This window comes from Spirulina subsalsa PCC 9445 (assembly GCF_000314005.1).
Taxonomy (GTDB): domain Bacteria; phylum Cyanobacteriota; class Cyanobacteriia; order Cyanobacteriales; family Spirulinaceae; genus Spirulina_A; species Spirulina_A subsalsa.
Genome location: NZ_JH980292.1, coordinates 3,838,875 through 3,860,430, shown reverse-complemented (window position 1 = coordinate 3,860,430; position 21,556 = coordinate 3,838,875). Strand labels below are relative to the sequence as shown.

Here is a 21,556-nt window from a genome sequence, read left to right as displayed (position 1 = left end):
CCCAAATTTCCTCAGACTAGACAACACCAGAAGGAGATGCTGTTTCAGGCTGTTCTTCTGAATCGTCTTCGTTTTCAGGTAAGAGAAACTCAGCTTGAAGTCGGTTTTCCATGGCTTCCTGTAGGTCTGGGACAAATTCAGTGCCTTTTACCTTAATACAGAGTTCAAAGAGGATTTCAGCTAAGTCAGCGCGAGAAACTTTATTTTCGACTAAATTAGAGAATCCTTTTTCGAGTTCTTCAAAAATTCTAGCTTTGAGAACTTGGGTTTCCGATTGCAGTTGCTCACGGGTTTGGGTGATGTCGTCTTTGAGGGTGGAGGTTTTCGCGGCGAAGTTTTTGTTGATGGCTTCAATGGTGTTGTAGGTCTTTTGGTTCGTTTGGTCAATTTTTTGCCATAATTTGGTGGTTTCGTCGTGGGTAGTCAGGCTGAGATACTTGAGTTTTTTCTCCAAAGCATCGGCCATCGCTTTCATTTCAGAGGAGAGAGTGTCTTGTATGAGATCAAGGCGATCGCGCACTTCTTTCTGGAGGGAGGACAAGTCGGTTTCTAGCCGTTGAAAGCGTTGTTCATACCCTCGCAGTTCTGACCCTAGCAGAATGTCGCGGATTTGCTCGACGTTTCCTAGTCGATCGCGCATTTCTCGTTTGTTGAGTTCAGCCATTTCTACTCCTCTACTGTGTTTAACCTATGTACATTGAGCGGGATCTGCCCTAAATGATATTAAGTTATCCTACTTTATACTGCTTCTTTAAGCGTTCTCTTAAATCATAAAGGGGATTGACCCCTCTGCTTTCGGATCTGCCGCTCTATCATGGCTCACGGGATAACCTCCGGTGTTGACCCTTTCTCCTTGATTTCTCGCGATGAACCCCATCGCCATCTTAATGGGTTTTCCGTGCCAATATCGTTATAGGATAGGGGATTGGGAAACTAAGGATTAAGATAAGGACGATATGAGGGTTTTGCAAGTACAAAAGTTCTTTAATAAACAGAAATTATCAAATATTTGGCAAACCATTGTTCAAAACAGTGTTCAAAAAAGTGTATTCGGTTTACTGATTGGTGCGATCGCCCTGTTTTGCTGGGTAGCACCCGCTTGGGCTAATTTAGATGATGATCGCTACGATGGCAATATATTTGTCATCTACGCTGGAAATGGCTCTTTAGTCCCCTCTTCTACTAGCCTAGCGGACTCTCTCAAACAACAGCGACCTGCTATTCTTGTGTTTTATGTAGATGACAGTCGAGATTGTAAACAGTATGCTATCGTAGTCTCCCGTTTCCAAGAATATTATGGTCGTGCGGCTTCTATCATCCCCATCAGTGTGGATGCCCTTCCGGTTAAAGACCGTTATGAACCCAATGAACCGGGATATTATTATCAGGGAGGAGTCCCCCAAACCGTGATTTTTGACCAAGAGGGCAAGGTTCGGTTAAATGAGGTGGGAATGATTGCCTACGAAAAGGCGGATGATGTATTGCGGGAAATCTTTAACCTCTTGCCTCGTTCTGAGTCGGTGGAATTGAAACGCCGCACCCTGAATGAGTTTAATACAGAATTATCCCAGTAATCAATGGGGGCTTGCCCTTGGGGTTCTCTAAAGGTTCGCCAAGGGTTTGATTATCGGGAGGGAGAAGACCGGAAAAACGGGATATTTTTCCGGTCTTCTCCCTTTCCTTTTAGGGGGTAATAATTACCGTTTAGATGGCGTTAAATGTCAGGAAATACAGACAAAGTTAATAAAAAATTTATTGTATTTTTTCAAGAATTCGGTAGAATTTTACAGGGTAAAGTTCTGCCCAACTATCCGATAAAATCTAGGAACACCTACAATGGATTGTAGACATATCCAGTTTCGGGATTGTAAGTTTTCGATCGACCTACATCAGCTTCAGCATTTATTTCAAATTACAGCCTTTTGGGCGAAATCCCGCAATCTAGAAGACTTATCGACGGCTGTTATGAACAGTGATCCGGTGATTACGGTCTGGGATAAAGACCAGTTAATTGGTTGTGCGAGGGCTACATCAGACGGGGTTTATCGTGCAACTATTTGGGATGTAGTGATTCATCCGGATTACCAAGGGCTAGGATTAGGTCGTAAATTAGTGGAAACCCTGATCGCTCATCCCAAGATGAATCGCGTGGAACGGATTTATTTAATGACGACCTATCAACAGGAATTTTATCGACGCATTGGGTTTGAAACCAATGGAAGTACAACGATGGTACTTCATGGTTCAGATCATGGGGTGTTAATCACCTCTCAATCTATCCCGGAATCTGTAGAAAGTTTGGCCTGAAATAAGGCTGATCAATGGAGAATTAATAATTATCAATTATCAATTCCCCCAGTTCCATTCAGCCCAAGCCTCGGGAGAATCGCCTATAATAAAGGTTTGTAGGTACTTAAGGGTAAGACATTGATTCAAGCGGAAACCTTAGAACTGTTGGAATGGTCGCGTTTGTGTCAACATTTAGCAACCTTCGCGGCCACAAAATTAGGTGCGATCGCCGCTCGTCATTTACAGTTGCCCTCCCATCCGGCCGAGAGCGCGGTACTCCTAGAACAGACCAAAGAGGCTTATTTATTGGAAAGTCGCACCACTACGGGGTTATCCTTTGAAGGGATTCAGGATATTGGGGATTCTTTAGAACGAGCAGAACGGCAAGGGATTTTAAGCGGCAAAGCATTACTCGATATTGCCACCACGTTGGCGGGAATGCGGCGTTTACGGCGGATGCTGGATGAACAGGAGGATGTTCCCACCCTACAAGCCCTAGTATCAGAAATTCGTACCTACCCGGAATTAGAACAGCACATCCACCATTGTATTGATGATCGGGGGGAGGTAGCCGATCGAGCCAGTGCTAAATTAGCAGACCTGCGGCAACAATTGAAGACCGTGCGCGATCGCATTTATCAGAGCCTCAACAAAATCATCCAACGGCAGACCACCAGCTTACAACAGATGGTGATTACCCAACGGGGCGATCGCTTCGTGTTAGCCGTTAAAGCCTCCCATAAAGACACCATTCCGGGCATTGTTCATGATACCTCCAGCACCGGAGTCACCCTCTACATTGAACCCTACGCCATTGTAGAAACGGGAAACAAACTGCGCCAACTCCAACGGCAAGAACAACGGGAACAAGAAGCCATCTTACAAGCCTTAACCCTAAAAATCGCCGAAGTTCAAGGCGACTTAGAACATTTACTCGCCACCGCCATTAAACTGGATCTCGCCACCGCCAAAGCCCGTTATAGTCTCTGGTTAGAAGGCAATCCTCCCCGCTTCATTGAGCAGAGCGAAGGGATCACCCTGCGCCAACTGCGCCATCCCCTGCTGGTGTGGCAACACAAACACGAACAGGGGAGCGCCGTGATTCCCATTGATGTACAAGTCAATCCGAAAACCCGAGTTGTGGCGATTACCGGCCCCAACACTGGGGGAAAAACCGTCACCCTTAAAACCATTGGACTAGCGGCACTGATGGCGAAAGTGGGTCTATTTATCCCCGCCCGTGAACCGGTCGAACTGCCTTGGTTTGAGCATATTTTGGCAGATATTGGGGACGAACAATCCTTAGAGCAGAGTTTATCCACCTTTTCCGGTCATATCCGCCGTATTAGTCGGATTTTAGACGCTATTCAAACCCCAGAAGAAACCATTACCCCGAATTTAATTCTCTTAGATGAAGTCGGAGCCGGAACCGATCCCGCCGAAGGGAGCGCTTTGGCGATCGCACTTCTCCAATACCTCGCCGCTCACGTCCATCTCACCATCGCCACCACCCACTACGGAGAACTCAAAGCCCTCAAATACCAAGACGAACGCTTTGAAAACGCCTCCGTAGAGTTCGACGAAGCCAGTTTATCCCCCACCTATCGCCTGTTGTGGGGCATCCCTGGCCGCTCTAACGCCCTGTCTATTGCCCAACGTCTCGGACTGCCTCAGACCATTTTAAGCCTTGCTCAAGAGCGCGTAGGAGGCCTCTCACAGGATGTTAATGAAGTAATTGCCGGACTAGAAGCCCAACGGAAACGACAGGAAAATAAAGCCGATGCCGCCGCCCAATTATTGACCAAAGCCGAACGGTTTTATCAAGAAGTATCCGAACGCGCCCAATCCTTACAGGAACGAGAACAAGCCCTGAAACAATCTCAGGAACAGACCGTCCAAAATGCGATCGCCCAAGCCAAAGCCGAAATCGCCCAAGTCATCCGAGAACTGCAACAACAGCCCAAAACCGGACAAAATGCCCAAAAAGCCACCCAAGCCCTCCAGCAAGTGCAGGAGCGTCATTTACCCCCCCCTCCAGCCCGGAAAAAACCCAGCTACCTCCCCAAAATTGGCGAACGGGTGCGGGTCCCTCGTTTAGGGCAAACGGCAGAAGTTTTGAGCCTCAGTGACAATCAAGAGGAACTGTCGGTGCGTTTTGGTTTAATGAAAATGACCATCCCCATCACGGATATTGAGTCACTCGATGGTAAAAAAGTAGAACTCCCCCCCAAAGAACCGCGCAAAACGCCCACCGTTTCGATTACGCCCCCAGCAAAACCCCCTGTCGCTATTCGTACTTCTAGCAATACCCTAGATATTCGCGGGAAACGAGTTCATCAAGTGGAATCGGATCTAGAACAAGCGATTAATAAGGCGACTCAAAGCGGTATTTTATGGGTGATTCACGGCAAAGGAACCGGGAAATTGCGGGAAGGAGTCCATGAGTGGCTTACTCGCCATCCCCAAGTCGAGCGCTTTGAACTGGCCCCACAAAATGAAGGGGGTTCTGGTGTTACTATTGCCTATTTGGTTTGACCCAGGGACCTTATGGATTGATCAGAACATTTTTTTACTAATAATCTCCCATATAGATTAAATCCATGAGCATTATTATTAATTATTGTCCAGCCAATTTTCTAAGGAAAAATCAATAATGGTTTTAATTCTAGAGAAATCACTATCAGCAGTAACTAATGTTAATTGATTACGAATTGTTATTGCTGTTATCCAAAGATCATTCTCATCAAAACCTAATTTATTGATTTTCGTGGTCTGGCGTTTCGTTTTTTGTTTTGGTCCGAATTTTTTGATTAAATTTGCTTTAATTTGTCCATATATTTTAGCTGTTTGTTTGTCCACAGAATAAACTCTAATGTCTGCTAAAAATCCATCAAAATGAGCTAAGTTTTGCTCTCGATACTTGGAATTTTCAGCCATAAAAGTCAGTTCACCTACAGTTATAATTGTGGTAGCTATATTGGTTTCTTTTACTCTCCTTATACAGTCAAAATCTCCTGATTTCTGAGGATAATTAAGCTACAATAATTAGTGTCTAAAAGATACATTATTGAAAGGGATCGATGGGATTGTTTACTGTTAATTTACCTCTGGTTTCATACATTAATTTAAGACAGTCTTCTAAGTCATCTCCTTCCCATTTACCCCCATGACGTAAAATTGAACGTCCTGAAGCTGGTTTATAGTTAATTGGTTCTGATAAGTTTGTTTGTTGTTTCTGTTTGATAAATTGCACAAATTCAGCAATAATTTTTAGACTATCAGGGCTTAGTGTTGATAACTCTTGAGTGATTTTTTGTTGTAAGTCAAGGTTGTTCATGCTTTTTTTATTTTTTAAACCATAATTCAATTATGGCCAACCTACTTGAGTTGTTAAGGGAAGGTGTACCTAAATCGGATATTGTGTTGGCGTTTCATGCTCCTGAAACTCGTGAATATACTGAGTTTGCGATGGCTTAAATTATGATCAATCTTCACAAGTGGAAACTAGGGAATCGCTGGTTTAAGCTAGTCTGGCCCGAGTGGTGCGATCGCCTCCCCAGACCAGTATAATCCGGGATCGCCCTGGGTCAGTGGGGGTGGGTATCAAGGTGCTTTTCCAAAACGCTCCTTAATTTGTTAGGATAAAGCCCAAGTCTGGGGCAGCCCAGAGGAAGCCCCGCACCCCACCGCCTAGGCGATTACTGCCGGGGAGGATGTCAAAAGGCGAGAAAGTTCAGCAGAAATGCCGAGCAATTCCCGGAACTCTATCGAGGGGATGAGGGTCAAAGGAAACACAAAGGACAAACAAATGCGGTATTGTGGAGAAAAATTCCACTCCCTTGGGTTGTGAGTCTAAACAAACTCGCTTTTAGATTAGCCCTAAAACGAGGGTTTCCTAGAGTGGAGTCCCCAATAATCCCAGTTTGCTACGGTTGTCTTTGTGAGGCGTTCTGCCGTGAGGATGCCCTTTAATATTCAGGACAATGTATTTTGAGGTAGGTTATGATGAAGTCACTTTTACGTCGGTTTGCTGTGTTAGGAATTGCGGGTGCTGCAATGGCAGGAACTCTATTCGGTGGAGCGCTTGAAGTGTTAGCTTTAACGGAACAAGAAATTGTGGAACGCTTACAAAATGTCCCTGTATTCACCGTTGCAGACCGCGAAGGGAAACCGTTAGTGGCTCAAGTTGATGCAGATAACCCTAGTGCGGGGAGTGTGGCGGGTGTGTTCATTAGCCCCCAAGATGCAGAACGTTTTGTGCAGAATCTCAAACGTGATAATCCGACCTTGGGGAATCAAGTACAAGTGGTTGTAGTGTCCTTGGCGGAGATTTACCAGTTAGATCGCCAAGCAAGCCAAAATACTCAAGCGAATTTCGGTTTTACCTATGTTCCCACGGAGCAACAGGTTCAACAAGCCCGCCAACTGAGTCAAGATTTCCAAGGGACTCCGTTATTTGTGGCACGGGGAGGCCCGGAACAAGGTTATTTAACCTTGCAACAAGGGGAGGAACAGGTGATTCCCTTCTTCTTTGACAAGCAACAGTTGCAACAAATGATTGAGCGGTTTAAAGAACAAGAACCTAGTCTGGCTTCTACGGTGTCGATTCAAGCCGTGCCGTTAGAAGGGGTGATTCAAGCGATGGAAACGAGTAATAATGCTGGTTTAAATCAAATCGTTTTAGTGCCTTCCCAGTCGGCGATTCAATACATCCAATCTCGTCAACCTCGTTAGGGGCTGAGGATTGAGAAAAGACCAATAGAAGATTAATGCAGATTAGGTCTGTGGTTTGTCCCTCAGACCTTTTCGCTTTGATTGTTTTTGGTTTGTTTAGTGTGGACGGCTTATGTGGGTTTCCGGATCTCAATTGTGGCTATGGCAAAAAGGGGCGCGAGAGGAGGCGATCGCCTTTAACATCCCCCCCCAAGAAATTAACTGGCTTTTACGCGCTGTGGCGGGTTTAGATGGTTTGAGTTTACGATTAGAAACCTATAAAACCCAGCCCCAGATCGAACTCAAAATGTCCTTGTCGGAGTTGAATGCACTTTGGCAACGGCGCTTAGGCGATCGCCTTCCCCTACAATATCTCCTCGGAACTACCCCCTGGCGCGAGTTTGAGCTAAAAGTAACCCCCGGAGTGTTAATTCCTCGCCCAGAAACGGAATTAATCATTGATCTGGTGTTGGAAACCGTAGAAACCCACCCTCACCTTGCCTCCGGGGATTGGGTAGACTTGGGAACAGGCAGTGGTGCGATCGCCCTCGGACTCGCCCAAGCCCTCCCCCAGATCACCGTACACGCCGTTGATTGTAGTCCAGAAGCCCTCTCTGTGGCTCAGGAGAACGCCCAAACCCTCAACTTGACCTCCCGTATCCAATTCCATCAAGGCTCGTGGTGGGAGCCCCTAGAGGGCTTACAGGGAACCCTTAAAGGCATGGTATCCAACCCCCCCTATATTCCCAGCGCCGAAATTCCCCACCTCCAACCCGAAGTCGCCCACCATGAACCCCACCTCGCCCTTGATGGAGGAGCAGACGGCCTCAACGCCTTACGACACCTCATAAAAACAGCCCCCGCTTACCTAGAAGCGGGGGGGTTTTGGCTCGTGGAAATGATGGTAGGTCAAGGAACAGCCATCCTCGACCTTTTAAGAGAATCCGGGCATTACCAAGACCCGAAAATCCGACCTGACTTGACCGGACGAGAGCGCTTTGTGAGTGCTTTTACGAACTCCCCTTAAGGGAGTTTTAGCCAGAGAGTCTGAGACTCCCGACTTGGCATTCTAGGTTAATCCCCCTCTATTCTGATTTCCCCAAAAGGGAGACTCAATCTTAAGGGGTATTGGCATCCTGACGATTTAACAACACTACACGGCGTTGATTCGGGGCAAGCATGGCACTTTGTTCCTTCATCATAGTTCTCGCTTGAGATGGGTCAAAGCTGCGATTCACCTTACTTTGAAGTTGACTCACTTCTTTTTCCGTTTCTCGAATCTCCAGTTTGAGTTCTTGTAACCGGGCTTGTTGCGCCCAATAATAGGGAAATAAATTCCCCAGTGCCATTAAGGCCGCCGCCGATAAGATTCCATTCACAGCGAACTTGACCGTCATTTCAGCCACGACCAAGCCATAGGAACGACGGGGCTTCCGCCGACGGTGATGGAGAGGGACCACCCGACGTTGGGGGACAGCTTCTAAAGGTAATACAGGTTTTCTAAGTGCGTTCATGGAATCACAATCTTTTTTGACCAGCAGGTTGCGGTTCTAACTTAGCAAAACACATTGCACAAGATCCCGTCAATTTTTTCCCTTTATGCCCCGATGCTGACGGGTCTTTTCATTTCGGGGTTAGGAAATTTGGGAATAATGGGTTAATGTGTCGTTTAACTTACCGCGATGGGCTTTTTTTCTTTTGTTTTCGACCAAAAACAACAGACAGGATGGACACAAATTTGACACTCCCGGGCCTAAAGGCGTGGGGATTCTACATTCACCGACTCGCCGTTAGACAGCAGGCTTGCGCCAACTGCCCAAGAGGGCAAATCTCCTGTAGCGTAAGTTCCGGTATGCCCTACCGTACTGAGTCCTAATTTCAAGATATTGATAGCGGCATTGATACCTCTGTCTTCCACATACCCACAATAAGGACAAACATGGGTTCTAGTAGACAAAGATTTTTTCACTTTTTCGCCACAGCTAGAGCATTTTTGACTTGTGTTATGGGGAGGAACTGCAACAGTTACCTTCCCATATTTATGCCCAAAGTATTCTAACCAACTGCGGAAAGTGTACCAACCCGCATCACTAATTGATTTCGCTAGATGTCGATTTCTAACCAGCCCTTTGACATTCAAATCTTCATAGGCCACCAAATCGTTAGATTGGATAACGGAGTATGCTAGTCTCTTGCAATACTCTTTTCGCTGCCTACTTACCCTTAAATGCTTCCGGGCATATCTATTTCTAGCTTTGTGGTAATTGTTCGATTGTTTAACCTTGGCCTTTTTTCGCTCTCGACTAAACTTCTTGGACTTCTTACGATTAGCACGATTTAACTGCTTTTCTGCTCGACGGTAAAACTGGGGTGAAGATTGCACATGGCCTTGACTGTCGGCAATGAAGTATTTTAATCCCAAATCAATACCAACAGCTTGATTTGTTGGTTGAGTCTCAATCTTAACATCAACACTAATTACAAATTGAGCATAGTAACCGTCAGCACGTCGCACTAATCGCACTCGCTTAATTTGTTTGATGTCATAGCAGTTAAGATCGTAAGTCCCCTTTAGCTTCAGAGTACCGATTCCTTTCTGGTCTGAAAATGTAATCACTTTTCTCGTCTCTGAAAGCTTCCATCCAGATGATTTGTATTCAACTGAACGGCAATTCTTTTTAAATGTAGGGAACCCTTTTTTCCCCTTAATCCTCTTCTTGCAGTTGTGGTAAAACCGAGCTATTGCCGACCAAGAACGTTCCGCCGCCGATTGCCTAGCCATTGAGTTGAGTTCATTCGCAAAAGGAAACTCAGCCGCCAATACGGCACAATATTTATTCAATGCGTACTTGTCTACCTTGATGTCTTTGTTATCCATCCAGTAGCGCAAGCACTTATTTTGAATGAATTGGCTAGTACGAATAGCTTCGTCTAATGCCCGATATTGCTTATCTTCCCCTTTAAGCTTGAACTCGTAAACAATCATGGTATAAACCACCTGAATTTACCTTATGTTAACACACAAAGCATAAAGTCGTTCTAAAAGGACGAGATTTTAGACCCAATTTTTTGATAACACTCTACTGAAGATATTGCCAGACCCTGAAACCCCCCACCCTTAAATAATAAGGAAGTTTTGGATTGACTTAATATTCAACTTTAATCATCAGCGCTTCTGTATTAATCAACGGTCAAAAGAAAGGAGAAAAGGGGATGGAAAAAATAGTCTAGCATCCCTCAAAGACGACGCAATACCCAATAAGTCGTCATATCCCCTTTTCCTTTCACATTAAGACTCCCCCGACACTCAAATAAATATTTATCTTTAAGACATTGATAAATAGCTTCTGTCACCTGAATTTTACCCGGTTCTCCTTGGGACTCCATACGAGAAGCCACATTAACAGTATCTCCCCATAAATCATAGATAAACTTTTTAATCCCGATCACCCCAGCCACCACAGACCCAGTATGGATACCAATGCGGAGATTGAGAGATTGTCCATCATGGTCTTGGAAGATGGCGATCGCATTTTGCAAATCCAAGGCAAAATCAACCACCGCTTCGGCATGATCTAATTTTGGCACCGGAAGCCCCGCCACCGCAATATAGGCATCCCCCACCGTCTTAATTTTTTCCAGTCCGTGCCATTCTGCATATTGGTCAAACAGCGAAAAAATCCGATTTAATAAACTGACCAACTCCGTCGGGGCCATTTTGGCGGAAAGGGGAGTAAATCCTACAATATCAGCAAAAATAATCGTTACCTCATCAAATTGTTGAGCAATAGCTCCCGAATTTTGTTTAAGTTTTTGGGCAATAGCGGCTGGCAAAATATTGAGCAACAAACGCTCAGAGCGTTTTTGTTCATTGCGCAGCGCTTCCTCAGCTAATCGTCGTTCTGTTGTATCCGTTGCTACCGACAAAAACTCGATCAGTTCCCCTTGTTCATTATAAATGGGTTGATTCGCCCAAGTCACCCAAACCCGCTCCCCATTTTTGCGCATATTTTCATTTTCATAAAGCAAGTATTGTTCAGGATTATAACGGGCATTAAGGATAATTTGTCCAATGGCAAGACCCGATGAATCAACCTCGGGGACAATAGTTCCAATTAAGTTTTTGCCAATCAGTTCCTCTTCAGAATAGCCAAAAAATTCTAAGCCAAATTGATTAATAAAACAGATTTCACCCGATGCCTCCCAGCGTACAATTGCCGAATTTACATTATGGACTAAATGGCGAAATTCTGCCTCATTTTTTTGGAGGGTTTCTTCCGCTCGTTTGCGTTCTGTAATATCCTCGGCCATACAGAGCAGATGGGTCACTTCTCTCTCTTGATTTTGTAGAGGAACTTTTAAAAGTCGTTGTCTAATTTTGCGATTCAAGACATTGACAATTGATTCGTCCTCAATAATCGTTAATTTACGCTCTTTGACCACAGCCCAATCTTCGGCTTCAAACTGAGCCGCCAATTCTGCATTAACGGTGCTGTAACTATTCTGTCCGAGGGCATCTTTGGCGGGAATTCCATATAAACTCTCAGCCGCATGATTCCAGATCACATAACGGAAGCGTTGCGATACATCTTTGACAAACAGAGCTAAGGGTAGGTTTTCAATAATACTATCGAGGAAATTTTGCGATTGATAGAGGTCTTGTTCCAGTTGTTTCCGTTGGGTGATATCTCGGGCGACCCAGACAACAGTTGTATCCGAAATGGGAGAAATATTGGCGGCAAACCAGACATTTTTTAAACCACTTTGATCTACTTCTTCCTCCTTTAACGCTAATTTATATTCTACTGAAAGGGTTTTACGTTCTCGGATGGCTTCTTGAATATACTGCACAAACTGTTCCGCTTGTTCTGGGGGAAAAATATCCCATTCTGTTTTGCCAATTAAATCATCCATTGGGCTATAAAGTAATTGGGGATTGGCTGAGGCTATTTTTAAATAACATCCTTCAATATCTTTAACAATAACTAATTCAATCATGGCACTAAATAGCCCTCTCAGTTCTGATTCTGCTTCCGCTAATTTAGCCGTTCTTTGTTCAACCCGTCGCTCTAACTCCTCATTGCTGGCGGCTAAAATGGTGAAAGACTCGGTGAGTTGTTGGGACATGGTGTTAAAAGCATGGGAGAGGATATTTAATTCCCGGATGCGACTGGATTTAATTTGTTGATTCAATTTTCCTTGAGCAATCGCTTGACTAGCTCCTAAGAGGCGTAAAATGGGGCGACTAATCCAGCGCGAAGTTTGAATCCCGAGGAAAATTGAACCAAACAGGGCGGCTAAACAGAGTAAAACAGTCAGGCGAGTATTGCGGTGGATTTGTGCCATAAAATCTTCCTCCGGCACAACAACGACAATTAACCAATCAATGCCTTGTTGATCTTGTAAGGGTGTTACTTGTAAAAAATGGCGCTGTCCCTCTAGGAAAAAATCCAACTGTCTAACCTGTTGAATGGCGGCTAAATCGTCAAATTGTCGTTGTAAATATTGGGCAGAGGCTTGAATGAGGCGATCGCTACTTGCCGTTGCTCGAATGCGTAGGGTGGTGCCGTAAGTCACGAGAAAAGGACGTTCTAGGGTAGAACTGGCGACCAAAAAACCCGACGGTTCCATGATAAACGCTTGACCGGAAGGACTAACATAGAGATCCCGCAAAAATTCGCTAATTTCCGAGAGTAAAAACTCAGCCCCAAACACCCCCAATAACTCCCCATTTTCAGCATACACAGGCTGATTAACGGTACTGGCGAGGGTTTCAGAGCGTTGATGGGTATAAATCCCCCCCCAGGTCACTTTTCCCGCTTCTACCGCTTCGTTATACCCCACTTGATAGGCGCGGTCATGGGCTGGGGTAGAACTGAGGAGGGTTTTCTGTTGTCCTTGGGAGTCGAGGAGGTAGGTGTTCAGGGTGTCTGGGGTGGTGGAGTTGGCGATCGCCACTTGAACGGAACCATCGGGTAAACGCTCCATGCCCAAATAGCCCCCCTCTGCATCATTGAAGCGCACCCCGTTCACCGTCGGAAAGGCTTGCAGTTGTCGCCAAAAATAAGCTTCTAAGCCTTCCCAATCTCCCACATCCAATCGTCCCAAATCCACCAAATCCCCATTAATCCGATTGACTAAATAGGGGGCTTCAATATAATTCCTCACCTCCTGTTGAATGCGTTCTGTCGCTTCCTGCCGCAGTTGACGAGTGACATCATTCACCGCTCGCTGTCCATTGCGCAGAGCTAGCCACCCCGTCAGCCCCACAGCCCCAGAAATTTGCAGCACAAACGGCACAACCAACACCACCCCCAGGGGAATTTTAGGGAGTTGTGGGCGTAATTTCGCGGTAGTAAGCCATTTGAACATTCGCCATGACTCTAAAACAGGGGAAAGGTAGAATCGTTAATTCAATCAATTTGCCGGGAATTCTCCATCCCCTTCTGGGCGGAGTAGTTCACCCGAACCATTTGCGAATCAGTTCTGTGATTTCTCCATTCTCCTCCATTTCCCTCAATGCCTTGTTAAAAGATTCCAGATGAGGAGAATCTTTGGGGAAAGCGATCGCACTGCCTTGACTCCCGGTGTCAAAGGGTACACTAAAATCTAGATCAGGATTAGACGCGGCATAGGTTTCAGCCACCGTTGCCTCAATCACCGCCCCCTGAAGTTGATTCTCCTTCACCCCTTGGATTAAATTGCCAATACGATCCATCTCCACCAACTCAACCCCGTCTAGTTTACCCACAGCACTAGCTTGAGTCGATCCCTTTTGCGCCCCAATTTTCGCCCCCGGTGCATTATCCCCTAGGGTAAAATTACTCCCGCGACGAGTTAATAAAATACTGCTCCCTTTATAGTAAATTTCCGTAAAGTTGACTTGCTGTTTTCGTTCTTCCGTCGGGGACATTCCCGCCATGACAAAATCAACCTCACCCTCAGTCAAAGCAGGGATTAAATTATCAAAGTTCATGTCTTCAATTTCTAGATTGAACTTCAACTTTGCGGCCAGTCGGCGGGCAATATCCACATCAAAGCCCACAATTTCCCCTGACTGTTCTTTAAATTCGTAGGGAGGATAATCCGCCGATGTTCCCATCACCAGCGTTTTAGGGCTACAAGCGGCGAATAACAAGCAACTGAGGAAGGTGATAATTACTAAACTCAGGAAGGTTTTAAAGGATTTCATCGGTCTGTTTTCCTCGCTATAGGAACAGAATAGTTAGAGATTCCCGGAGACACAACCGGATAATGATGATTTTTTCGACGCTGGATTTTCTCAGTGTCACAGCGACGAGTGAAAGCTATCCCTCAAACGGATGACAAGAACAGGAAGTCGTGAAATACTTTCCCGATGCCTTGAACTTCTTGATCCTATCGAAACACCCGGAAAAAAGCTCCCCCTGAAAAAGTCCGGGAGTCGGGGGCAGGGGAGAGGGGGAGCAGGGGAGATGTCTATTCCCTATTCCCTATTCCCCGTTCCCTAGCAAACAAAAAACCCCCAGTTGAAAAAACTGCGGGTTTTGCTAGTTCGTAGTCTGTCGTTTAATTCTGAGAAAACCCAAGCGACAACTTCCCCCCTTTCCACTTTGGCAATTCTATCTTGCAAGCCAAAGGCGGAGCAGCAGGATTAATGCAGTAGCCTGTAATATTTCTTCATTAGTGGCATTGTAGCAGCTAATACAAACTTTTTTAAGCCCCTGATAAGTATTTCTTCTCAATTCTCCCACTGACCAAGACTTCCCCTTGTTTCGGACTCCCCCAGAGGACGGTTTCCTGTTTATAAATCACCATGCCCGGTTTAGCGCCCTTGGGTTTATAGACATATTTGGGTTGAGTGTAAACAATGGGGACTTGATTACTCTCCCGGCCACGACTGTAGTAGGCGGCTAAGTCGGCGGCAAATTGGAGATCAACCTCTTCGGGTAGGGCACCGGGTTCTAAACGTAACAGGATATGACTGCCGGGGATTTCCTGACTGTGAAACCAGAGGTCATAATCCCCAGCTACGCGAAAGGTCAGATGATCATTTTGCCGATTGTTGCGCCCGACCCATAATTCAAACCCCGAGGGAGTTTGATAACGATAGGGTTGGGATTCCTGATCCGTTACTTTTTGACGGTCTTTCCCGGCCTCTAAATAGCCTTGTTGGATTAACTCGTCGCGAATTTCGGTTAGGGTTTGCCCGTCGTCGGGGGTTTGGTATTGTCCCAGTTGCCCTAGGGTGTCTTCCACTTGCTCTAAGTAGAAGATTTCGGCTTCCACACTGTCTAAGAGGGGGGTGACAGCATGGCGCGCTCGTTTGAGTTTTTGGTGCTGTTTATAGAGGAGTTGGGCGTTTTGGACGGCGTTTTTTTCGGGATTGAGGGGGATGGTGACAGGTTGCCCGGTGGTGAGGTCTTCTAGGGTAATGGTGGTCATTCCGGGTTGCCATTGGTGGAGATAGGTCATGAGCAGATCCCCTTGCTGGCGCTTGAGATCGGCTTCTGTGGATTGACTGAGGCGATCGCGAAAAGTTTGAGCTTTGGTCTGCAATTTCTTCAGCCATCCCTTGAGTTTTTGTTGCAGTTGATGGCGCAATTGTTGATAGTCCTGTTGGGCGAGTTGTCGGCTATAGTAACCACTGACTAAGGTTTGCAGGCTTTTCTCCTGCTCCCCTTCTCCCCAGCCCAAGACACTATAACCTTGGGGGGTGACAAGGGGGGTAAACTGGCCGGAGTCAAGGATATTTAACCAAGCTTGCCAAGCGTTAAAAAGGTGTTGCCATTGTTGCGGGGAGAGGGTTTGCACTTCTTGGCTGGGGTCGAGTTGGGCGAATTGAGCGAGGGCTTGAATCACTTGGGGACTCACTCCCCGATAGGTTTTGAGCAACTGTTTCGACCATTGGCCGGGAATGAGGCTCACTCGTTCTTGCCAGCGTTCTAAGGGTTCAGAGAGGCTGGGTATTGCCCCTAAAAGGGGGGGTGGGGGGGTGTAGGGTTGTCCGGTTTGAATGGTGCGGACGCTAGATTGTTTCTCGTTGATTTGCTGGGCAGTGGTGACAATTTGCTGGTTGCTGTCGGTTAGGATTAAGTTGCTATATTTGCCCATAATTTCTAGATAAATGTGCCAGAGGGGAGGATCTCCGGGGCGCTGGGCAAATTGAAGGTCGAGGACTCTTTCCCAAGGGGCTAGGGTTTCCACGGCAATGAGGGCGAGGCCGTTGAGTTGATGGCGTAGTTGATCGCTGAGGGTGAAGGTGTCGGGGGTGCGGGGCGGGGGTTGATCTACACAAACTCGGGCGGCTTGGGGATGCCAGGCGAGGGTGAGCCAGTCCCGACCTTGCAGGGTGCGCAGGGCTAGGCTGAGGGTGTGGCGATCGCGCTGATAAACCTGTTCGAGTCGCGCTGGAATCCAATTCTCCCGTAACTCTTGACAGATTGCTATTAATGTGGTAAGGTCAACGGCTTGCATAAATTGGTTAAGAGGGAACGGGGAACGGGGAACGGGGAACAGGGAACAGGGAACAGGGAACGGGGAACAGGGGGAGAGGGGGAGAGAGGGAGAGGGGGAGAGAGGGAGAGGCAATCTCCTGACTCCTGACTAGATTGCTTCGTACCTTCCTTCGGAACGCTACGCGTTCACTTCGTGACGCTTCGCGAACGCGTAGCGTTGCGCAGCAAACGCAATGAAATTACTTCCGACTCCCGACTCCCGACTCCCTATTCCCTATTCCCCCACACCCTAGGTCAAAAACGTGCCTTTTTTCTCCTTGTAGACCATAAAAAGGGCAAAAATCCAAAGAAATCCCAAATTTGTGGCCGTTATAATTGTAAAGCCCAATTTTTGTGGGTACCATGAAAATTGAACCTAAATTTATGATTCACACTCAAACGGCAGGGCCGTTTATGCCTTATGGATATTCAACTGATTAACATTGGTTTTGGCAATATCGTCTCTGCGAATCGCATTATTGCTATTGTGAGTCCTGAATCTGCACCGATTAAACGCATTATCACGGATGCTCGCGATCGCGGTCAACTCATTGATGCCACCTATGGCCGTCGCACCCGGGCGGTGATTATTACAGATTCAAGTCATGTGGTATTATCAGCGATTCAACCGGAAACCGTTGCCCATCGTTTTGTGACGAACCCCAAAGATAGCCATTTGAGCAATTAACGTCCGATGGCTTAAAATTGAGCGAAGTCCCTATCTAAACAGTCAGGGCAAAATTAAGGTCTTCAGTTTTCTGAAGACACCCAGCACCTACCCTAATTTTCCTGCACCGTAAGCGGCTAACCCCAGATTAATCATGAGACAGAAGAACACCTTAACCAAGGAGGGAGTTACAACCCAACTCACCCCCTCCTTTGAACACCCCGCCACCCTAACCCTTGAACCTCCTCCCCAAGGTAAATTAATTGTGCTGACGGGACCCAGTGGGGTAGGGAAAGGAACACTGGTTAAAGCCCTATTAGAACGTCATCCGGAACTGCATCTTTCCGTATCCGCAACCACTCGCCAACCGCGTCCGGGGGAAGTGGAGGGGAAACACTATTTTTTCTTGGAACGCAGCCATTTTCAGCAAATGGTGGCGGCGGGTGAGTTTCTCGAATGGGCGGAATATGCGGGGAACTTATACGGTACCCCGAGGCAAAATGTAGAACAACAAATTGCCCGGGGTCAGATTGTGCTGCTAGAAATTGAGTTAGTGGGGGCGCGCTTGATTCAGCAGACCTTCCCCAAAGCCTTCCGTATTTTCATTTTACCCCCCTCTAGTGCGGAATTAGAACGCCGTCTGCGCGATCGCGGTCAAGACTCGGAGGAAGCCATCGTGAAGCGCCTGGGACACGCCGAGGCCGAAATTGCTGCGAGTCATGAATTTGATTTACAAGTGGTCAACGACAACTTAGAAAGCGCCTTAGCTAAACTAGAAAAAGCAATTTTGGGTCAGGGCTAATTTATGCAGTTGCTCGAAAGTGTCCAGATGGCCACCCGCGCTTTAAAGAGTAATAAGTTGCGGAGTGCTTTAACCATGTTAGGGATTGTGATTGGCAATGCCTCCGTGATTACGATGGTGGGCATTGGACAAGGGGCGCAACGTTTGGCCGAGGAGGAATTTGAAGCTCTCGGCCCTAACTTATTGTTTATTATCCCCGGCACACAACAGGACAGACGGACAACCTTTGAGTTGCCCAAAACGCTGGTTTTAGAGGATGCCGACGCGATCGCCCGTCAAGTCCCTGCTGTCTCCCAAGTTGCCCCCCAAATCAACGCCCGGGAAGTTGTCTCCTATCAACAGCAAACGACCAATATCACGGTTTTAGGAGTAACGCCGGAATTTTCCCCCGTGCGGACGTTCCAAGTCGAGCAGGGGCGGTTTATAGAAGATTCCGATTTAAGGCGCAATGCTCGGGTTGTGGTGTTAGGATCAGACATTGCGGATCAGTTTTTTGGCGATCGCAATCCCCTCGGCGAACGCATCCGCGTTAAGAACATTTCCCTAGAAGTGATTGGCGTGATGGAGTCTAAAGGAGCCTTTTTAGGCACCAATCAAGACGAAGCCGTATATCTTCCCCTCACCACAATGGCCAATCAAATCGTCGGCCGTACCTCCCCCTATGGTCTGGAAGTGTCTGTGATTACCGTTTCCGCCCGCAACGCCCAAAGCATTGGGGCCGCTCAATTCCAAATCGAGAACTTACTCCGTCTGCGCCACAATATCATCGGAGAAGATGACTTTACTGTACGCACGCAAAAAGATGTCCTGAGCATTGTGGGAACTGTCACCGGAGGCCTGACTATCATGTTAGCGGCGATCGCGGCCATTTCCCTCCTCGTCGGGGGCATCGGTGTTATGAACATCATGCTCGTTTCTGTCACCGAACGCACCCAAGAAATCGGACTGCGGAAAGCCCTAGGGGCAACTCAACAAGACATTCTCAGTCAATTTCTCATCGAAGCCGTGATTGTCTCTGCTGTGGGGGGAGTCGTCGGAACTGTCATCGGCATTGGCGGCATCGTCTTCATCGGAGCCGTCAGTCCCTTGGCCTCCATTATCTCCCCCCTGTCGATTCTGCTGGCTGTGGGTGTATCCGGTGGCATTGGTCTATTTTTCGGAGTCTTCCCCGCCCGACAAGCCGCCCAACTTGACCCCATTGTTGCGTTACGTCGTCTTTGATACTCCCGTGTTGCTTTTCTGTAACAAAAGATACGAATTACCGAAAAGCTAGGTTAGGCTCAAGGGGGGGAATGGTGATGGATGGGGAAAGATCAAACCATCACTATTGCAGCCCAGTTTTATTTTGGGGAGGAGAAGTTTATGAGTCCAGATTTAATTGATGCCCTGTGGGTGATTCTGATTGTTACGATTTTCAGTACAATCCTGTCACCGATTCTGTGCTGGTTGTTAGCCCGTCACACGACTTATGTTGTGTAGTGGTAGGGTGACGGTGACGGATAGGCCATAACACTGAACAAACTCTAAGCCAGAAAAGGATATGCTCACCATATCCTTTTCCGTTTATAGGGCTGACTGAAAAACCCGACTCCCAATTCCCGACTCCCAACTCTCCGACTTATTCAGCAAGCCCTACCTATTTCCTATCCCCGACTCTAAACCTACTAACAGAGAAAAACTGGCTGAATTGAAAAGATAACGTTAAACTGACAAGTACCCCGATGATTCAATTCCCCATCTATCCACCCAACTACTCTCTAGTTGGAGGCAACCGATGAGTGCAGCGTTACAACTTGGCAATCAACAACTAGGTGCGGATGAAGTGGTGTCGTTGCTTACGTCTCCTCAAATCCTGCCCCACCTTTTACGCGAATTGGCGATTGAACAGGCGATCGCCTCCGTTTCCTATACTCCAGCAGAATTTGAACTCGCTTATCGACAACTCGCCCAACTCCCCCAATTTGCTAACCATTCTCCCGAACAGATGGACTGGTTGGTAAAACGCCAACTGAGATTAGGCAAATTTAAGGAGGAAACTTGGGGGGCGCAAGTCGAGGAAGAATTTCGCAATCACTCCCACGTTTATGATCAAGTTCTCTTCTCTTTGATTCAAAGTGAAGTAGTGGAAGTGGTGCAAGAACTCTATTTTCGCTTACAAGAGGGCGAGGCCTCTTTTTCGGAACTTTCCACCCAGTATTCCCAAGGCCCTGAGGCGCGCACCAATGGTTTAGTGGGGCCGTTGGAATTACGAAATATTCACCCTCGACTGGCTCAAATGTTGCGCATCAGTCAGCCGGGGCAAATTTCCCCGCCCTTTCGGGTCGATCAATGGTTGGTAATTGTGCGGCTAGAGCGTTATATTCCGGCTGAGTTAACCCCACCCTTACGGCAACGACTGATTGAGGATAAATTTGAGACTTGGTTAAAAGAGAAAATCGCCCTACAGTCTAATCAGGTCGCGGTTGAACAGTGGCAAGACATTCCCAGCTTACTGCTCACAGAGGAACCCGATGTAGAAGCTAAAGGAGAGGAATCTGATCTGGGGACAAATTCCACCCGCCCAGAGGGGGAAGTGATAGCCCCTCAGACTCCGGCCGCTAATCCGGCGACTGTGGCAGAAAAACCTGTGCAGAAAATCGCCCGTTCTCTCCAGCTAGAGTATCAGAAACGCTACCAACGGGGAAATCGTATCCCAGAAGCGGCGTTATTAGCCCTGATTCCGGTTGTTTTGGGGGGATGGGGAGTTAGTGCCATGTTGGGCTGGAGTTGGGAGAATAACCCCTTAACCCCAGCTACGATTGCGGGGAATTTATGGCAAGCCCCGACTCCAGAAGTGCCGAAAGAGGAAGCTTACCGACTGGCGATTAACGCGGCCAGTGACGCGGTGCGATTATTGGAGAGGGCGGAATTGCCCCAAGATTGGGATCAAATTGCTCAACAGTGGCAACAGGCGATCGCACTGCTCAAAATTGTGCCATCTACGGATCGGAATTATGCCTTGGCTCAGAAGAAAATTCACGAGTATCAAGGCTATCTGGCCTATGCTAAGGATCGGGCAACTAACCCTAATGAAGTGTTCCGAATTGCCGTGAATAACGCCCTACAAGCGGTTCAATCGAGTCAAGGGGCTGTGAGTCCTGAAGACTGGGTAAAAGCGGCCACGCACTGGGAACTAGCCATTCAGTTCATGCAGGCGGTTGATTCGAGAAGTCCCCACTACAATCTCGCTCAAGAAAAAGCGGTAGAGTATCAGGCCTATTGGGAGTATGCCCAACACCGTTCGGGTCAGGCGCTCTAAGATAGGCAAGAGTCGGGAGTCAGGGAACAGGGAGTCGGGAATCGGGAGTCGGGAATCGGGAATCTGGAGTCGGGAATCTGGAGTCGGACGAATAGACATCTCCCCTGCTCCCCCTCTCTCCCTAAACCCCATCGTTTACTGTGCCTAGGGTCTGCTGAATATCCCTCTAGGCAGTGTTAATATGGCTTTGAGCGGTTTGGGAGCAAGAAACGGCAAGGTTTTAGGGATAAATAATCAAAAAGGCTTGCCTTTTTTCGATTCCCCTTCCTGTTCCCTAGCCCCACGAGTAAAGTTATTGAGCAAGCCCTACC

At 47.2% G+C, this 21,556-nt stretch carries 20 protein-coding genes and 1 pseudogene; 12 read left to right on the top strand and 9 right to left on the bottom strand.

Annotated features, from left to right (window positions below):
- Positions 1 to 16 precede the first annotated feature (16 nt).
- Entirely contained in the window at positions 17 to 664 is a 648-nt protein-coding gene (locus tag SPI9445_RS0117555) for a hypothetical protein (protein ID WP_017306082.1), read from the bottom strand.
- A gap of 292 nt (positions 665 to 956) precedes the next feature.
- Between SPI9445_RS0117555 and SPI9445_RS0117550 the strand changes: the two genes are divergently transcribed.
- The 3 genes from SPI9445_RS0117550 (at position 957) to SPI9445_RS0117540 (ending at position 4,824) form a co-directional block, all read left to right on the top strand.
- On the top strand, positions 957 to 1,574 hold the full coding sequence (locus SPI9445_RS0117550; RefSeq protein ID WP_017306081.1) for a thylakoid membrane photosystem I accumulation factor: 618 nt from the start codon (positions 957 to 959) through the stop codon (positions 1,572 to 1,574).
- Positions 1,575 to 1,836: 262 nt separating this feature from the next.
- Positions 1,837 to 2,307, top strand: coding sequence for a GNAT family N-acetyltransferase (locus tag SPI9445_RS0117545; protein ID WP_017306080.1), 471 nt, complete (start codon positions 1,837 to 1,839; stop codon positions 2,305 to 2,307).
- 120 nt (positions 2,308 to 2,427) lie between these two features.
- Positions 2,428 to 4,824: an endonuclease MutS2 gene (locus tag SPI9445_RS0117540; RefSeq protein WP_017306079.1), complete on the top strand. Its 2,397-nt coding sequence runs from the start codon at positions 2,428 to 2,430 to the stop codon at positions 4,822 to 4,824.
- Positions 4,825 to 4,902: 78 nt separating this feature from the next.
- Here the strand turns inward: SPI9445_RS0117540 and SPI9445_RS0117535 are convergent, their stop codons facing one another.
- Together SPI9445_RS0117535 and SPI9445_RS0117530 are read right to left on the bottom strand one after the other, a co-directional pair.
- Positions 4,903 to 5,226, bottom strand: a complete 324-nt coding sequence (locus SPI9445_RS0117535; RefSeq protein ID WP_017306078.1) for a PIN domain-containing protein — start codon at positions 5,224 to 5,226, stop codon at positions 4,903 to 4,905.
- Between the two features lie 127 nt (positions 5,227 to 5,353).
- On the bottom strand, positions 5,354 to 5,626 hold the full coding sequence (locus tag SPI9445_RS0117530; protein ID WP_017306077.1) for a hypothetical protein: 273 nt from the start codon (positions 5,624 to 5,626) through the stop codon (positions 5,354 to 5,356).
- Positions 5,627 to 5,673: 47 nt separating this feature from the next.
- On the opposite strand from SPI9445_RS0117530, the pseudogene SPI9445_RS28775 reads away from it, so the two are divergent.
- The 3 genes and pseudogenes from SPI9445_RS28775 to prmC all read left to right on the top strand — a co-directional run.
- A pseudogene (locus tag SPI9445_RS28775) lies at positions 5,674 to 5,766 on the top strand (element excision factor XisI family protein); the annotation flags it as partial.
- Between the two features lie 525 nt (positions 5,767 to 6,291).
- Positions 6,292 to 7,023: a Tic22 family protein gene (locus SPI9445_RS0117525; RefSeq protein ID WP_202803719.1), complete on the top strand. Its 732-nt coding sequence runs from the start codon at positions 6,292 to 6,294 to the stop codon at positions 7,021 to 7,023.
- Between the two features lie 112 nt (positions 7,024 to 7,135).
- Complete coding sequence (prmC, locus tag SPI9445_RS0117520) at positions 7,136 to 8,029, top strand: peptide chain release factor N(5)-glutamine methyltransferase (protein WP_017306075.1); 894 nt, start codon at positions 7,136 to 7,138, stop codon at positions 8,027 to 8,029.
- A 91-nt stretch (positions 8,030 to 8,120) separates the two neighbouring features.
- On the opposite strand, the gene SPI9445_RS0117515 is transcribed toward prmC, so the two are convergent.
- The 6 genes from SPI9445_RS0117515 to SPI9445_RS30735 form a co-directional block, all read right to left on the bottom strand.
- Positions 8,121 to 8,516 (bottom strand): slr1601 family putative cell division protein, encoded by a 396-nt coding sequence (locus tag SPI9445_RS0117515; protein ID WP_017306074.1) that lies wholly within the window; start codon positions 8,514 to 8,516, stop codon positions 8,121 to 8,123.
- Between the two features lie 239 nt (positions 8,517 to 8,755).
- Complete coding sequence (locus SPI9445_RS0117510; RefSeq protein WP_017306073.1) at positions 8,756 to 9,988, bottom strand: RNA-guided endonuclease InsQ/TnpB family protein; 1,233 nt, start codon at positions 9,986 to 9,988, stop codon at positions 8,756 to 8,758.
- A gap of 251 nt (positions 9,989 to 10,239) precedes the next feature.
- The gene (locus SPI9445_RS27755; RefSeq protein WP_017306072.1) at positions 10,240 to 13,374 is read right to left on the bottom strand and encodes an adenylate/guanylate cyclase domain-containing protein; all 3,135 of its coding nucleotides are present in this window, start codon (positions 13,372 to 13,374) and stop codon (positions 10,240 to 10,242) included.
- 88 nt (positions 13,375 to 13,462) lie between these two features.
- Entirely contained in the window at positions 13,463 to 14,194 is a 732-nt protein-coding gene (locus SPI9445_RS0117495) for a transporter substrate-binding domain-containing protein (protein ID WP_017306071.1), read from the bottom strand.
- Between the two features lie 503 nt (positions 14,195 to 14,697).
- Positions 14,698 to 16,458, bottom strand: coding sequence for an Rqc2 family fibronectin-binding protein (locus tag SPI9445_RS25990; protein WP_033374994.1), 1,761 nt, complete (start codon positions 16,456 to 16,458; stop codon positions 14,698 to 14,700).
- 220 nt (positions 16,459 to 16,678) lie between these two features.
- Positions 16,679 to 16,843, bottom strand: coding sequence for a hypothetical protein (locus SPI9445_RS30735; RefSeq protein WP_164674547.1), 165 nt, complete (start codon positions 16,841 to 16,843; stop codon positions 16,679 to 16,681).
- Positions 16,844 to 16,899: 56 nt separating this feature from the next.
- Between SPI9445_RS30735 and remA the strand changes: the two genes are divergently transcribed.
- The 6 genes from remA (at position 16,900) to SPI9445_RS28770 (ending at position 21,393) form a co-directional block, all read left to right on the top strand.
- The gene (gene remA, locus SPI9445_RS0117480; protein WP_017306068.1) at positions 16,900 to 17,166 is read left to right on the top strand and encodes an extracellular matrix/biofilm regulator RemA; all 267 of its coding nucleotides are present in this window, start codon (positions 16,900 to 16,902) and stop codon (positions 17,164 to 17,166) included.
- A gap of 133 nt (positions 17,167 to 17,299) precedes the next feature.
- On the top strand, positions 17,300 to 17,947 hold the full coding sequence (gene gmk, locus SPI9445_RS0117475; protein ID WP_017306067.1) for a guanylate kinase: 648 nt from the start codon (positions 17,300 to 17,302) through the stop codon (positions 17,945 to 17,947).
- Positions 17,948 to 17,950: 3 nt separating this feature from the next.
- Positions 17,951 to 19,168 carry an ABC transporter permease gene (locus tag SPI9445_RS0117470; protein WP_017306066.1) on the top strand — a complete coding sequence of 406 codons (1,218 nt, stop codon included), beginning with the start codon at positions 17,951 to 17,953 and terminating at the stop codon, positions 19,166 to 19,168.
- 81 nt (positions 19,169 to 19,249) lie between these two features.
- Entirely contained in the window at positions 19,250 to 19,426 is a 177-nt protein-coding gene (locus tag SPI9445_RS30730) for a hypothetical protein (RefSeq protein ID WP_017306065.1), read from the top strand.
- A 295-nt stretch (positions 19,427 to 19,721) separates the two neighbouring features.
- Positions 19,722 to 21,245 carry a peptidylprolyl isomerase gene (locus SPI9445_RS27750; protein ID WP_017306064.1) on the top strand — a complete coding sequence of 508 codons (1,524 nt, stop codon included), beginning with the start codon at positions 19,722 to 19,724 and terminating at the stop codon, positions 21,243 to 21,245.
- A complete protein-coding gene (locus tag SPI9445_RS28770) occupies positions 21,214 to 21,393 on the top strand; it encodes a hypothetical protein (protein ID WP_071525302.1) in 180 nt (59 codons plus the stop codon). The genes SPI9445_RS27750 and SPI9445_RS28770 overlap by 32 nt, the downstream gene beginning before the upstream one ends.
- Positions 21,394 to 21,556 lie beyond the last annotated feature (163 nt).

Coding starts and splice junctions, on each gene's coding strand:
- SPI9445_RS30735 (WP_164674547.1), bottom strand. CDS start 16,843: ATGGTACCCACAAAAATTGGGCTTTACAATTATAACGGCCACAAATTT.
- SPI9445_RS0117510 (WP_017306073.1), bottom strand. CDS start 9,988: ATGATTGTTTACGAGTTCAAGCTTAAAGGGGAAGATAAGCAATATCGG.
- SPI9445_RS25990 (WP_033374994.1), bottom strand. CDS start 16,458: ATGCAAGCCGTTGACCTTACCACATTAATAGCAATCTGTCAAGAGTTA.
- remA (WP_017306068.1), top strand. CDS start 16,900: ATGGATATTCAACTGATTAACATTGGTTTTGGCAATATCGTCTCTGCG.
- SPI9445_RS0117545 (WP_017306080.1), top strand. CDS start 1,837: ATGGATTGTAGACATATCCAGTTTCGGGATTGTAAGTTTTCGATCGAC.
- SPI9445_RS28770 (WP_071525302.1), top strand. CDS start 21,214: ATGCCCAACACCGTTCGGGTCAGGCGCTCTAAGATAGGCAAGAGTCGG.
- SPI9445_RS0117550 (WP_017306081.1), top strand. CDS start 957: ATGAGGGTTTTGCAAGTACAAAAGTTCTTTAATAAACAGAAATTATCA.
- SPI9445_RS0117525 (WP_202803719.1), top strand. CDS start 6,292: ATGATGAAGTCACTTTTACGTCGGTTTGCTGTGTTAGGAATTGCGGGT.
- SPI9445_RS30730 (WP_017306065.1), top strand. CDS start 19,250: ATGGGGAAAGATCAAACCATCACTATTGCAGCCCAGTTTTATTTTGGG.
- gmk (WP_017306067.1), top strand. CDS start 17,300: ATGAGACAGAAGAACACCTTAACCAAGGAGGGAGTTACAACCCAACTC.
- SPI9445_RS0117555 (WP_017306082.1), bottom strand. CDS start 664: ATGGCTGAACTCAACAAACGAGAAATGCGCGATCGACTAGGAAACGTC.
- prmC (WP_017306075.1), top strand. CDS start 7,136: ATGTGGGTTTCCGGATCTCAATTGTGGCTATGGCAAAAAGGGGCGCGA.
- SPI9445_RS0117530 (WP_017306077.1), bottom strand. CDS start 5,626: ATGAACAACCTTGACTTACAACAAAAAATCACTCAAGAGTTATCAACA.
- SPI9445_RS0117470 (WP_017306066.1), top strand. CDS start 17,951: ATGCAGTTGCTCGAAAGTGTCCAGATGGCCACCCGCGCTTTAAAGAGT.
- SPI9445_RS27750 (WP_017306064.1), top strand. CDS start 19,722: ATGAGTGCAGCGTTACAACTTGGCAATCAACAACTAGGTGCGGATGAA.
- SPI9445_RS27755 (WP_017306072.1), bottom strand. CDS start 13,374: ATGTTCAAATGGCTTACTACCGCGAAATTACGCCCACAACTCCCTAAA.
- SPI9445_RS0117515 (WP_017306074.1), bottom strand. CDS start 8,516: ATGAACGCACTTAGAAAACCTGTATTACCTTTAGAAGCTGTCCCCCAA.
- SPI9445_RS0117535 (WP_017306078.1), bottom strand. CDS start 5,226: ATGGCTGAAAATTCCAAGTATCGAGAGCAAAACTTAGCTCATTTTGAT.
- SPI9445_RS0117495 (WP_017306071.1), bottom strand. CDS start 14,194: ATGAAATCCTTTAAAACCTTCCTGAGTTTAGTAATTATCACCTTCCTC.